Annotated in this window: 16 protein-coding genes and 7 tRNA genes; 22 read left to right on the forward strand and 1 reads right to left on the reverse strand. The window is 46.3% G+C overall.

Features of this window, described 5'->3' with window-relative positions; all coding sequences use genetic code 11:
- Positions 1 to 15 precede the first annotated feature (15 nt).
- The 14 genes from acpS to V7728_RS11775 all read left to right on the forward strand — a co-directional run bounded on the left by acpS (position 16) and on the right by V7728_RS11775 (position 10,788).
- Positions 16 to 381: a holo-ACP synthase gene (gene acpS, locus V7728_RS11710; RefSeq protein WP_094031521.1), complete on the forward strand. Its 366-nt coding sequence runs from the start codon at positions 16 to 18 to the stop codon at positions 379 to 381.
- A gap of 164 nt (positions 382 to 545) precedes the next feature.
- Entirely contained in the window at positions 546 to 1,553 is a 1,008-nt protein-coding gene (locus tag V7728_RS11715) for a LolA family protein (RefSeq protein ID WP_007410230.1), read from the forward strand.
- Positions 1,554 to 1,669: 116 nt separating this feature from the next.
- Positions 1,670 to 2,839, forward strand: coding sequence for an alanine racemase (alr, locus tag V7728_RS11720; protein WP_025284272.1), 1,170 nt, complete (start codon positions 1,670 to 1,672; stop codon positions 2,837 to 2,839).
- A gap of 119 nt (positions 2,840 to 2,958) precedes the next feature.
- Positions 2,959 to 3,240: a type II toxin-antitoxin system antitoxin EndoAI gene (gene endB / locus V7728_RS11725; protein WP_003156188.1), complete on the forward strand. Its 282-nt coding sequence runs from the start codon at positions 2,959 to 2,961 to the stop codon at positions 3,238 to 3,240.
- A gap of 5 nt (positions 3,241 to 3,245) precedes the next feature.
- Positions 3,246 to 3,596, forward strand: coding sequence for a type II toxin-antitoxin system endoribonuclease NdoA (gene ndoA, locus V7728_RS11730; protein ID WP_003156187.1), 351 nt, complete (start codon positions 3,246 to 3,248; stop codon positions 3,594 to 3,596).
- Between the two features lie 117 nt (positions 3,597 to 3,713).
- The gene (locus tag V7728_RS11735; protein WP_003156182.1) at positions 3,714 to 4,535 is read left to right on the forward strand and encodes an STAS domain-containing protein; all 822 of its coding nucleotides are present in this window, start codon (positions 3,714 to 3,716) and stop codon (positions 4,533 to 4,535) included.
- Between the two features lie 4 nt (positions 4,536 to 4,539).
- The gene (gene rsbS / locus V7728_RS11740; protein WP_003156180.1) at positions 4,540 to 4,905 is read left to right on the forward strand and encodes an RsbT antagonist protein RsbS; all 366 of its coding nucleotides are present in this window, start codon (positions 4,540 to 4,542) and stop codon (positions 4,903 to 4,905) included.
- Between the two features lie 2 nt (positions 4,906 to 4,907).
- Positions 4,908 to 5,309 (forward strand): anti-sigma regulatory factor, encoded by a 402-nt coding sequence (locus V7728_RS11745; protein ID WP_003156178.1) that lies wholly within the window; start codon positions 4,908 to 4,910, stop codon positions 5,307 to 5,309.
- A gap of 11 nt (positions 5,310 to 5,320) precedes the next feature.
- Entirely contained in the window at positions 5,321 to 6,328 is a 1,008-nt protein-coding gene (locus V7728_RS11750; RefSeq protein ID WP_007410233.1) for a PP2C family protein-serine/threonine phosphatase, read from the forward strand.
- Between the two features lie 63 nt (positions 6,329 to 6,391).
- The gene (gene rsbV, locus V7728_RS11755) at positions 6,392 to 6,721 is read left to right on the forward strand and encodes an anti-sigma factor antagonist RsbV (protein WP_003156176.1); all 330 of its coding nucleotides are present in this window, start codon (positions 6,392 to 6,394) and stop codon (positions 6,719 to 6,721) included.
- A complete protein-coding gene (rsbW, locus tag V7728_RS11760) occupies positions 6,718 to 7,200 on the forward strand; it encodes an anti-sigma B factor RsbW (RefSeq protein WP_007609591.1) in 483 nt (160 codons plus the stop codon). Before rsbV ends, rsbW begins: the two co-directional genes overlap by 4 nt.
- Positions 7,166 to 7,954, forward strand: coding sequence for an RNA polymerase sigma factor SigB (sigB, locus tag V7728_RS11765; RefSeq protein WP_003156171.1), 789 nt, complete (start codon positions 7,166 to 7,168; stop codon positions 7,952 to 7,954). The genes rsbW and sigB overlap by 35 nt, the downstream gene beginning before the upstream one ends.
- Entirely contained in the window at positions 7,954 to 8,556 is a 603-nt protein-coding gene (locus tag V7728_RS11770; protein ID WP_007410234.1) for a PP2C family serine/threonine-protein phosphatase, read from the forward strand. Before sigB ends, V7728_RS11770 begins: the two co-directional genes overlap by 1 nt.
- A gap of 72 nt (positions 8,557 to 8,628) precedes the next feature.
- Positions 8,629 to 10,788, forward strand: a complete 2,160-nt coding sequence (locus tag V7728_RS11775; protein ID WP_099566420.1) for a Tex family protein — start codon at positions 8,629 to 8,631, stop codon at positions 10,786 to 10,788.
- A 9-nt stretch (positions 10,789 to 10,797) separates the two neighbouring features.
- Here the strand turns inward: V7728_RS11775 and cmpA are convergent, their stop codons facing one another.
- Positions 10,798 to 10,911, reverse strand: coding sequence for a cortex morphogenetic protein CmpA (gene cmpA / locus V7728_RS11780; RefSeq protein WP_003156164.1), 114 nt, complete (start codon positions 10,909 to 10,911; stop codon positions 10,798 to 10,800).
- Positions 10,912 to 11,010: 99 nt separating this feature from the next.
- On the opposite strand from cmpA, the gene V7728_RS11785 reads away from it, so the two are divergent.
- The 8 genes from V7728_RS11785 to V7728_RS11820 all read left to right on the forward strand — a co-directional run bounded on the left by V7728_RS11785 (position 11,011) and on the right by V7728_RS11820 (position 12,295).
- Positions 11,011 to 11,460 (forward strand): SprT family protein, encoded by a 450-nt coding sequence (locus V7728_RS11785; RefSeq protein ID WP_060563118.1) that lies wholly within the window; start codon positions 11,011 to 11,013, stop codon positions 11,458 to 11,460.
- A 135-nt stretch (positions 11,461 to 11,595) separates the two neighbouring features.
- Positions 11,596 to 11,670: transfer RNA gene (locus V7728_RS11790), tRNA-Asn, on the forward strand.
- Between the two features lie 3 nt (positions 11,671 to 11,673).
- A tRNA-Ser gene (locus tag V7728_RS11795) sits at positions 11,674 to 11,764 on the forward strand.
- A 19-nt stretch (positions 11,765 to 11,783) separates the two neighbouring features.
- Positions 11,784 to 11,858: transfer RNA gene (locus V7728_RS11800), tRNA-Glu, on the forward strand.
- Positions 11,859 to 11,869: 11 nt separating this feature from the next.
- Positions 11,870 to 11,944, forward strand: a tRNA-Gln gene (locus V7728_RS11805).
- Between the two features lie 33 nt (positions 11,945 to 11,977).
- A tRNA-Lys gene (locus V7728_RS11810) sits at positions 11,978 to 12,053 on the forward strand.
- Between the two features lie 8 nt (positions 12,054 to 12,061).
- Positions 12,062 to 12,143, forward strand: a tRNA-Leu gene (locus V7728_RS11815).
- A gap of 68 nt (positions 12,144 to 12,211) precedes the next feature.
- Positions 12,212 to 12,295 (forward strand) — tRNA-Leu (locus V7728_RS11820).
- Positions 12,296 to 12,632: the final 337 nt, after the last annotated feature.

Here is a 12,632-nt window from a genome sequence, read left to right on the forward strand (position 1 = left end):
TTAGGAGGAATTCACATGATTTTCGGAATCGGAATCGACATCGTTGAACTGCACAGAATTGAAAACATGCTCAGCCGGCAGGCGAGGTTTCCGCAAAGAATATTGACGGAAGCTGAATACGCCCGTTTTACATTGCTGTCGGACAAAAGGAAAATTGAATTTCTCGCGGGAAGATTTGCGGTAAAAGAAGCCTTTTCGAAAGCATACGGCACAGGTATCGGCAAAGAGCTCAGCTTTCAGGATATTGAAACCGGAAACGACAAAGCGGGAAAGCCTGTGCTGGCCTGCGCCAAGCTTGACTGCGCGGCGGTTCACGTCTCCATTACCCATACAAAAGAATACGCCGCGGCACAGGTCGTGATTGAAAGGTTGTCACGCTAGTCTGCATATTAGCCGGAACCCCTTCATATATTTGATAGTGCATTAAGGGAGACAAGTTGTTTGAGGCTTTTATGGTACGCGTCCGTCCGTTCAGGGCGTACCGTTAAAGTCAAACAAGCGATTTCTTCCCTTTACATCAATTGAGAAGAAGGGGTTGAAAAAAGGTGAGAAAAAGCTTTGTTTTGCTTTTAACGGGACTGCTTGCCGTCCTTATTCTTTCGGCCTGCGGCCAAAAATCACAGGAAGATATCGTGAACGGTTTAGATAAGAAGGCGAAAGAATACACCTCGTACAAAGCGAAAGCCAAAATGACCATTGAAACGGGGAGTGATCCGCAAGTATACAATGTGGAAATCTGGCATAAAAAACCTTCCCTGTACCGGGTCTATCTGGAAAATCCGAAAAAAGACCAAAACCAAGTCATTTTACGGAACGCCAACGGAGTCTTTGTCCTCACGCCGTCGTTAAATAAGAGCTTCAGATTCCAAAGCGACTGGCCGAATAACAGCAGCCAAGTATATTTGTTTGAGTCACTTGTAAAAGACGTGCAGCATGACAAAGACGCCGTCTATTCCGCCAAAGATAAAAAGTACACGTTTGAAACAAAAACAAACTATCAGCACAACAAAATGCTGCCGACTCAGGAAATCACTTTCAACAAAAAGGACATGAGCCCGTCGCTCGTCAAAGTCATGGATACAGACCGGAAAGTGATGGTAAAAGTCGAATTCAAAAGCTTTGAATTCAACAAGCCGTTTGATAAAGACTCTTTTGACGAGAAGAAAAATATGACGCTTTCCCAGATGGACGTCGCCACAAGCGCCAAGCCGTCTGATTCATTTGCGGTCAAAACACCGCTTCAAGTGCCGGCCGGCGTCAAAAAGCTTGAAGAGAAAGATATTTCAACGGCGGACGGCAAACGGATCGTCATGACTTACGGCGGAGAAAAATCATTCACCCTTATTCAAGAAAAAGCCCATATCGCAAAAGCCGCCTCTGCCGTCACGTTGAAAGGCGAACCGGTTAATCTCGGCTTCACGGTTGCGGCATTATCTGATACGTCTTTAACGTGGACATATGACGGAGTGGATTATCTTCTTTCATCACAGGATCTTACAAAAGATGAAATGGTGGCCGCCGCCAAAAGCATGCAGGGACAGTCGTCAAAATAACGTCAAAAAAGAGGCCGCCGCTGTCGGTCTCTTTTTTGATTCCATTTCACTTTGCAGAATAATTTTAGTATGATAATAACAATATGAATTGAAAATAATGCTAGGAAGTGTATCGAATGAACACAGCATCCTTTTACAGAGAAACGTGGGCGGAAATCAACCTGTCCGCGATTAAAGAAAATGTCACGCATATGAAAAAACACATCGGGCAAAACGTCCATCTCATGGCGGTTGTAAAGGCGAACGCTTACGGCCACGGAGATTTGGAAGTTGGGAAAGCCGCGCTTGAAGCGGGTGCCTCTTGTCTTGCCGTAGCCATACTGGATGAAGCGATTTCATTGAGAAAACGGGGCATTACAGCGCCGATTCTCGTGCTTGGCGCCGTGCCGCCCGAATATGTACAAGCAGCTGCCGAGTATGACGTAACACTCACGGGGTATTCTGTTGAATGGCTTCAGGAAGCTGCGCGCCACCTCGGAAGTGCGACAGTGCCGTTTCATCTGAAAGTCGACACCGGCATGAACAGACTCGGAGTCAAAACGGAGGAAGAAATCCAAAGCGTGTTAAAAATCCTCAGCCAAAATCCCGGTTTAGTCTGTAAAGGCGTATTCACCCACTTTGCTACCGCGGATGAGAAAAACAGAGATTATTTCCTCTTCCAGTTTGACCGCTTTAAAACATTGATCGCTCCGCTTCCTTTAAAAGAATTGATGGTGCACTGCGCGAACAGCGCTGCCGGACTTCGTCTTAAAAAAGGCTTCTTTAACGCGGTTCGTTTCGGCATCAGTATGTACGGGCTTCGTCCTTCTGCTGACATCCAAAGCGAAATTCCGTTTCAATTAAAGCCGGCTTTTGCGCTGCACTCTGTTTTATCCCATGTGAAAAAGATCCGCAAAGGGGAAAGCGTCAGCTACGGCGCAACATATACGGCAGAGAAGGATCAATGGATCGGAACGGTTCCCATCGGCTATGCGGACGGGTGGCTCCGCAAGCTGAGCGGCACGTCTGTGCTGATCGGCGGCAAACGGATGAACATCGCGGGAAGAATCTGCATGGATCAATTGATGGTCGAATTAGATCAATCTTATCCGCCGGGCACCAAAGTCACCCTGATCGGCAGCCAGAAGGGAGAAACGATCACGATGGATGAAATCGCAGGGCGGCTTGAGACGATTAATTACGAGGTCCCTTGTACCATTAGTTCCCGCGTTCCCCGTATGTTTTTGGAAAATGAGAGTATAATGGAAGTAAGAAATCCTTTACTGCAAGATAATACAAACAAGTAGCCGTCATCCGGAAAAAGAGAATTTATAAAACAGCTTTGCTTGACGTTTGAATAATGGTATCATTATGTCTGGATGGATGTATTGGTCGTATCCGTAAGTTTGGTGGAGGTGTATGTTTTTTGTCTGAATCCAGCGCAAGAACCGAAATGAAAATCAGCTTGCCTGAAAACTTAGTAGCTGAATTGGATGGTGTAGCGATGCGGGAGAAACGAAGCAGAAACGAACTGATATCACAAGCAGTGAGAGCGTATGTCAGCGAACGGACAACTCGCCATAACCGTGATTTGATGAGACGCGGGTATATGGAAATGGCGAAAATCAACTTGAATATCTCTTCTGAGGCTCACTATGCTGAGTGCGAAGCAGAAACGACCGTTGAGCGCTTAGTCAGCGGAGGATAATCATTTTGATTGTAAAGCGCGGCGATGTTTATTTTGCTGATTTATCTCCTGTTGTTGGCTCAGAGCAAGGCGGCGTACGCCCGGTTTTAGTGATCCAAAATGATATCGGAAATCGCTTTAGCCCGACTGCTATTGTTGCAGCCATAACAGCCCAAATACAGAAAGCGAAATTACCAACCCACGTCGAAATTGATGCAAAACGCTACGGTTTTGAAAGAGATTCCGTTATTTTGCTGGAGCAAATTCGGACGATTGACAAGCAAAGATTAACGGATAAAATAACTCATCTGGATGATGAAATGATGGATAAGGTTGATGAAGCCCTGCAAATCAGTTTGGCACTCATTGATTTTTAGTCATATTTTGGTTGCTCATATAGAGCAACTTTTTTTGTTTTCGAAAAACATAAGCGCTATAATAAAGAGATAATCAAACAAAATTTGTTGTTTTGTGTCGGGAGGTCAGTGAAACCCATGTCGAATCAGAAAGTGTATCAGTTCATCATTGATCAGCATGATGAACTGCTTGATACTTGGACAGCCAAACTAAAAGAAGTAGGCAATCAGGAAGACTATCAGCTTACGAATCACATATGTGAAAATATTTGTAAAGACTATATAGACATTCTTTTATTATCGACTAAAAATGACGAGGCCACGGAAGAGCAGATCAGTGAACTCGCACTGCGCGCCGTTCAGCTCGGCCTGTCACTGAAACTTCTTTCAGCCACCCTGTCAGAGTTTTGGAAACTGCTTTACGAAACGATGGTCGACCTTAATATGGCCGATCAGGACAGAGCAGATTTGATTTTGGAAATAGACAGCTTTTTCAATCCGATCAACACGGAAATCTTAAATCAGTATTCTATCTCCTGGGAAAAAACGGTTACTTTGCAAAAAATCGCGCTTCAGGAATTGTCGGCTCCGCTGATCCCGGTATTTGAGCATGTAACGGTCATGCCGCTTGTCGGGACGATTGATACGGAGCGTGCAAAGCACATTATGGAAAATCTGTTAAACGGCGTCGTGAAGCACCGTTCACAGGTTGTATTAATTGATATCACGGGCGTGCCGGTCGTTGATACGATGGTGGCGCACCATATTATTCAGGCATCAGAAGCGGTGCGGCTTGTCGGCGCGAAATGCCTGCTCGTCGGAATCCGTCCGGAAATCGCGCAGACGATCGTTAATCTGGGAATTGATTTGTCGCAGGTTATTACGAAGAATACCCTTCAAAAAGGAATTCAAACAGCGCTTGAAATGACAAATCGAAAAATCGTTTCATTGGGGGAATAACATTGTGAGACATCCAAAAATCCCGATCCTGAAACTGTATAACTGCTTATTGGTATCCATCCAATGGGAACTTGACGATCAGACAGCTTTGCATTTTCAAGAAGATCTGCTGAACAAAATCTATGAAACCGGCGCAAACGGGGTCGTCATTGACCTGACATCCGTTGACATGATCGATTCATTTATCGCGAAAGTGCTCGGCGATGTCATCACCATGTCTAAATTGATGGGCGCAAAGGTCGTATTGACGGGAATTCAGCCGGCTGTGGCGGTCACATTGATTGAACTCGGAATCTCACTTGAGGAAATTGAAACGGCGCTCGATTTAGAGCAAGGGCTTGAGACATTGAAGCGGGAATTGGGGGAATAGCGATGAACGACCAATCCTGTGTGAAAATCATGACAGAATGGGATATCGTAGCCGCCAGACAGCTTGGCCGCAACGTTGCGAAGGAATTAGGCTTCGGTACGGTGGACCAGGCCAGAATCACGACGGCTATCTCAGAATTGGCCAGAAACATTTACTTATATGCAGGCAAAGGCCAGGTCAGCATAGAACAAGTAAACGACAGAGGGAAAAAAGGCCTTAAAATTATAGCAGAAGACAAAGGACCCGGAATCCCCGACATCCGTAAAGTGATGGAAGACGGCTTTTCAACGTCAGGCGGACTGGGAGCGGGACTTCCGGGCGTCAAAAGGCTGATGGACGAATTCAGCCTGCAATCTGTTGCAGAGGAAGGAACAGAGATTCAAGCCGTGAAATGGCTTCGGTAGGAGGTTAGAACGTGGATTTCAGGGAGGTTATAGAGCAGCGGTATCATCAGCTGCTTAGCCGATATATAGCCGAATTAACAGAAACATCTTTATATCAAGCCCAAAAATTCAGCCGAAAAACGATTGAACATCAGGTTCCTCCGGAGGAGATTATCAGTATCCACCGAAAAGTAGTAAAGGAACTGTATCCGGATCTGCCGGAAGATGTTTTTCATTCGCTGGATTTTTTAATAGAAGTCATGATTGGCTACGGGATGGCTTATCAGGAACATCAAAGTCTGAGAGATATCCAGCAGGAGCTTCGTTCAGAAATTGAAATTGCCGCAAATGTTCAGCAGACGCTGCTTGGCACAAAAATTCCTGAAGAAGAAGATCTGGATATCGGGGCAATCAGCGTCCCCGCCAAACAGATGAGCGGGGATTATTATCACTTTGTCAAAGACAAGGAATCGATTAACATCGCGATAGCCGATGTCATCGGAAAAGGAATACCCGCCGCATTGTGCATGTCGATGATCAAGTATGCCATGGACTCTCTTCCGGAGATCGGCATTCACCCCTCCCAAGTGCTGAAAAATCTTAACCGCGTTGTAGAACAGAACGTGGACTCAAGCATGTTTATCACTATGTTTTACGCAAACTACAATACGAAAAATCACCAATTTACATATGCCTCTGCGGGGCATGAACCGGGCTTCTACTACTCTGAAAAAGAAAAAAAGTTTTATGATCTGGAGGCAAAAGGATTGGTGCTGGGAATTTCTCAGGATTTTGATTACAGCCAATATGAACAGCACATGGACGAAGGAGACATGATCGTTCTTTTTTCTGACGGCGTCACCGAATGCCGTACCGAAAACGGTTTCTTAGAACGCAGCGACATTCAGCGCATGCTGGAAGAACATATGGACTGCTCCGCGCAGGATATGGTCAAAAACATTTACGACAGCCTGCTGAGACTCCAGGACTTTCAGCTTCATGACGATTTTACGTTAATTGTTTTGAAAAGAAAGGTTTAAAAAAACAGCAGCACGGGTAAAAAGCCATTAGCACGAGTAAGGATAACTTTCAGAGGTGATACGATGAATTTAACGGTAGATATGAAGGAGAATCTTTCAGATATACAAATCAATATCGCTGGAGAAATCGATGTATACTCAGCTCCGGTGGTTCGTGAAAAGCTGATGCCCCTGGCAAACGAGGGGAAGGACATGAGAATCTGCTTAAAAGATGTAAATTATATGGACAGTACGGGTTTAGGCGTTTTTGTAGGCGTGTTTAAAACGGTGAGCAAGGAAGGCGGCTCTCTCAAGCTTGAGAATCTTTCCGACCGGCTCGTCCGTCTGTTTGAAATTACGGGGCTTAAGGACATCATCGACATTTCGGCAAAGTCAGAAGGTGGCGTGCAATGAGTACATCAGTTGATTATATAGAGATGAAAATTCCGGCCGAACCGGAATATGTAGGAATCGTCAGGCTTACGTTATCAGGGGTCGCAAGCAGAATGGGCTATACTTATGATGACATTGAAGATTTAAAAATCGCTGTCAGCGAAGCTTGTACAAACGCTGTCCAGCATGCATACAACGATGAAAATAAGGGAGAAGTATCCGTGCGGTTCGGTGTGTTTGAGGATCGGCTGGAGGTTATTGTCGCCGATCAGGGAGACAGCTTTGATTTTGATCAGAAGCAGCAGGATCTCGGGCCGTACACACCTTCGCACACAGTCGATCAATTGTCAGAAGGAGGGCTCGGTCTGTATTTAATGGAAACGCTCATGGATGAAGTCAAAGTTCAAAGCAACTCTGGCGTAACCGTGGCGATGACAAAGTATTTAAATGGGGAGCGAGTTGATCATGGCACAACCATCAAAAACTACGAAACTAACTAAAGATGAAGTTGATCGGCTCATACGCGACTTTCAAACACATGATAATAAAGAAGCTCAGGAAACACTCGTCGAGGTGTATACCAATCTCGTCGAAATGCTGGCAAAGAAATATTCAAAAGGAAAAAGCTTTCATGAAGACCTCCGCCAGGTCGGGATGATCGGACTTCTCGGAGCCATTAAACGGTATGATCCCGAGGTCGGCAAATCCTTTGAAGCATTTGCGATTCCGACCATCATCGGCGAGATCAAACGCTTCCTCAGAGATAAAACATGGAGCGTACACGTCCCGAGACGGATTAAAGAACTCGGGCCGCGCATTAAAATGGCGGTGGATCAGCTGACGACAGAGACGCAGCGGTCGCCGAAAGTCGAAGAAATCGCAGCCTTTCTCGATGTGTCAGAAGAGGAAGTGCTTGAAACGATGGAGATGGGAAAAAGCTATCAGGCGCTGTCTGTCGATCACAGCATCGAAGCGGATGCGGACGGAAGCACCGTCACGATTTTAGATATCGTCGGGTCGCAGGAGGAAGGATACGAACGCGTCAACCAGCAGATGATGATCAAAAGCGTGCTTCATGTGCTGTCCGACCGCGAAAAACAAATTATCGATCTAACATTTGTGCAAAATAAAAGCCAAAAAGAAACAGGGGACATTCTCGGAATATCTCAAATGCACGTCTCGCGCCTGCAGCGGAAAGCGGTGAAAAAACTGAGAGAGGCCTTGATTGGAGATCCCTCCATGGAGCTAATGTAATGATTCAGGTTGAAGAAAATGAACATGTTCAAACTCTTGTATACCAATTAAATAAAGAAGGCAAGTCCATATGCGGCGACAGCTTTTTTATGAAGGCGAATGAAGAAGAATTAGTTTGCGCGGTAGCGGACGGTCTCGGCAGCGGATCTCTTGCCAACGAATCCTCGTCAGCCATTAAAGACATCGTGGAAACGTATGCGGATGAGGATGTGGAAAGCATCATTGAGCGCTGCAATCAAGCGATGAAAAACAAAAGAGGGGCGACTGCCTCCATCTTAAAAATCAATTTCATCAAAAGGGAATTGACATACTGCTCGATCGGCAATGTCCGTTTCTTCCTGCACTCCCCATCAGGCGAAGTCTTTCATCCGCTGCCGATTTCGGGTTACCTCTCAGGCAAACCGCAAAGATACAAAACGTATACGTCATCATACGAAAAAGGGGCGAGGTTCATCATCTACACGGATGGGCTTGAGGTTCCGCATATCCGCACCTGCTTAAAGCAGGGACACTCAATAGAAGATATATCAAAATCACTTCATCCGTACACAACATCCAGACGTGATGATTTGACCTATATTCTAGGGCAGCTTTTATCGTAAGGCTGCTTTTTTTATGTTCCGCCGTTTTTTGATACACTAGAGAAAGAATGAAGAGATGGAGGCTTTTGTGATATGGAAACGTTAGCCCTTTTGAAAAAACAAATCGCTGAAGAAACAGCGTTATCCCAAAAACATGTCGAAAGTGTCATCCGCCTGCTGGAAGACGGCAATACCGTCCCGTTTATTGCGCGGTACCGAAAAGAGCAGACCGGCTCAATGGACGAGGTGCAGATTCAGGCAATCTCCGAGCGGTGGCAATACATACAAAACCTGACGCAGCGGAAGGAAGAAGTCATCAGATTGATCTCTGAGCAGGACAAGCTGACGGAAGGGCTGAAGCAAAAAATCGAACAAGCGGTCAAGCTTCAGGAAGTCGAGGATTTATACCGTCCCTTCAAACAAAAACGGAAAACAAAAGCCACCGTCGCCAAAAGCAAAGGCCTTGAACCGCTTGCGGACTATATTCTTTCTCTCCCGAAAGAAAACCGCCTTCACGACATCGCTGATCAATATATCAGTGCAGAAAAAGAAGTCGCTTCAAGAGAGGAAGCCATTGAAGGCGCGAAGCACATCATAGCCGAACAAATCTCGGATGATCCTCATTTCAGAAAGTGGATCCGCCAGGAAACGTATAAAAAAGGAATTCTCACTTCCGCGGCAGGCAAGTCAGCCGCAGATGACGAGAAAAACGTCTATGAAATGTACTACGAGTACGAAGAGCCGATTCAAAAGGTCGTTCCTCACAGAGTGCTTGCGATGAACCGCGGTGAAAAAGAAGGCATTTTAAAGATTGCGATCGAACCGCCCGCCGATCAGATAAAAGCTTATTTAGAAAAGCAAATCATCAAACATCGTGAAACGCCTGTGAAAGAAACGCTGAAAGAAGCCATTGAGGACAGTTACAAACGTCTGATCCAGCCGGCTATTGAGCGCGATATCCGCAAAGAGCTGTCAGAAAAAGCAGACGCGCAGGCGATTCATATTTTCGCTGAAAACCTGCGTAAGCTCCTGCTGCAGCCGCCGATGAAGGGGAAAGTTGTGCTCGGCGTCGATCCGGCCTTCCGTACGGGGTGCAAACTGGCAGTCGTTGATGAGACGGGAAAAGTGCTGAAAATCGACGTCATTTACCCGCACGCTCCCGTAAAAAAGACAGCGGAAGCCCGGAAAAAAATCAAAGAATTGCTGGACCGGTACGAAGTCGAGGTTGTGGCGATCGGAAACGGCACGGCATCAAGAGAGACAGAGCAATTCGTCGTTGATGTGCTGAAAGAAACAGAACGTGACATTTATTATGTCATCGTCAACGAGGCCGGAGCAAGCGTGTATTCCGCGTCAGAAATCGCCCGTGAAGAATTTCCGGATTTTCAGGTCGAAGAGCGCAGCGCCGTCTCCATCGCGCGGAGGTTGCAGGACCCGCTGGCCGAGCTTGTAAAAATTGATCCTAAATCCGTCGGCGTCGGGCAATACCAGCATGATGTCAGCCAAAAGCATTTAAATGAATCACTCCGTTTTGTCGTGGAGACCGTCGTCAACCAAGTCGGGGTGAATGTCAATACAGCATCAGCCGCGCTGCTTCAATATGTAGCCGGGTTATCCAAAACCGTTGCCGGTAATATCGTTAAAAAAAGGGAAGAGCTCGGCAAATTCACAAACCGCAAAGAGCTGAAAGAAATCCCGCGTCTCGGCGCAAAAACATATGAACAGTGCATCGGCTTTTTGAGAGTGCCCGGGGGACGGGAGCCGCTCGACCGCACCGGGATACACCCGGAAAGCTATAAAGAGACAAAGGCGCTGCTCAAAAAACTGCAGCTCACTGCGGATCAGATCGGAAGCGCGGACGTAAAAGAGAAAATAAGCGCATTGCCGCTGTCTGAAACGGCTGAAGAGCTCGGTATAGGGGAAATTACGCTTGCGGATATTTGCGGGCAGCTGACAAGGCCGGAGCGCGATCCTCGTGACGAAGTGCCGAAGCCTTTGCTGAAAAAAGACGTTCTGCAGCTTGAGGATTTAAAGGAAGGAATGGAATTGCAGGGCACCGTCCGCAACGTTGTAGACTTCGGCGCTTTCGTCGATATCGGCGTCAAGCAGGACGGGCTTGTGCACATCTCAAAACTGAGCAATCAATTCGTCAAACATCCTCTCGACGTCGTATCGGTCGGAGACATCGTCACCGTATGGGTCGAAGGGGTGGACGTGCAAAAAGGCAGAGTGTCGCTGTCTATGGTAAAATAAAAGCACTGCTTACGAGCAGTGTTTTTTTCTGTAGAAATACCAGCACTGATTCAGCAGTTTGATTTGGTAATTGTCTTTTTCTAAAAACGCTTTTTGCATTTGTTTCATCAGCCAATTCGGCATGGCTCATTCCTCCTCAGCTTTTAGTTAGAGGTCGGTTTTAACTCATTGTATGCGAACGGTGAATTGTCCCGTTCAATGTTTTTAAAGCGGGGTGCACTTATGGATAACGAACAACTTCAAAAGCTGACGGAAGACATCTCTGCACAGGATTTCGGAAAACCGTTCCGTCACCGGGCCTTCTTCAATGATCGGCTGAAAACGACAGGCGGCCGGTACATGCTGTCTTCCCATAACATCGAATTAAACCGAAAATATCTGCTCGAACACGGCCGGAGCGAGCTGGAAGGCATCATCAAACACGAGCTGTGCCATTACCATCTTCACCTTGAAGGAAAAGGGTACAAGCACAGAGACAAAGACTTCAGAGACCTGCTTCAGAAAGTCGGAGCGCCGAGATTCTGCACGCCGCTGCAAACAAAAAAGACACAAAAGAAAACATATATGTATAGATGCGCGGCCTGCGGCCAACAGTATATAAAGAAGCGGGCAATGAATCCGGAAAGATATGCCTGCGGAAAGTGCAGAGGAAAAATCAAAAGAATTTTTTAAAAAGGCTTGACTCATTTTAATGTTCTATGTTAAATTATAAAAGTCGTTGAGAGACAACGACACTTTCTCAAAAAAATAAATGTTGCTTCTTGACACAATATGTCGCATCATTTATAATGAAGAAAGTCTGATTATTCCACAGTAGCTCAGTGGTAGAGCTATCGGCTGTTAACCGATCGGTCGCAGGTTCGAATCCTGCCTGTGGAGCCATATGGAGAAGTACTCAAGTGGCTGAAGAGGCGCCCCTGCTAAGGGTGTAGGTCGCGTAAGCGGCGCGAGGGTTCAAATCCCTCCTTCTCCGCCAGATAAGTTCTCAACCAGACGGCCCGTTGGTCAAGCGGTTAAGACACCGCCCTTTCACGGCGGTAACACGGGTTCGAATCCCGTACGGGTCACCATTTACCTTCGTTGGGCTATAGCCAAGCGGTAAGGCAACGGACTTTGACTCCGTCATGCGTTGGTTCGAATCCAGCTAGCCCAGCCATTTTATTTAAAAATTTTGAATCACTTTTAGAGCGAGCCATTAGCTCAGTTGGTAGAGCATCTGACTTTTAATCAGAGGGTCGAAGGTTCGAGTCCTTCATGGCTCACCACTTGTCACGCGGGTGTGGCGGAATTGGCAGACGCGCTAGACTTAGGATCTAGTGTCTTACGACGTGGGGGTTCGAGTCCCTTCACCCGCACTTTCTTTTCAAAGTGCTGATCATCATCACTAGCTTATATGCTTAGTGGAAAGACAGCTTCATAGCACGCGGTCGTGGCGGAATGGCAGACGCGCTAGGTTGAGGGCCTAGTGGGTGAATAACCCGTGGAGGTTCAAGTCCTCTCGGCCGCATCTCAATGATACCAAGGGTTTAACCACCTTTGGTATTATTTTTTTATGTATAAAATGCAACCCTGTAGAAAATTTTATCATTTACTAGAATTGGAGACCACTGGTTAGGTCGGATAAAAAGTGTTGTTGGGCAAGCTATCTGGATGTAATTTATATTGGTGAGTGGGTCGGAAAACCCAACCTCTATCTTAAATATTTCCCATTTAAAAAGAAGAGTAGGCAAGTTGCTACTCTTCATCTTTTTATCCACTATCTTGTGCTATTTGTGAGATGGCAGCTGAACAATGCCCTAAAGGGATTTTTCAGCAGGAAATTCTTGTTTTGATGGATAAAATAA

The organism is Bacillus sp. JHAA (genome assembly GCF_036961585.1).
Lineage (GTDB): Bacteria > Bacillota > Bacilli > Bacillales > Bacillaceae > Bacillus > Bacillus velezensis.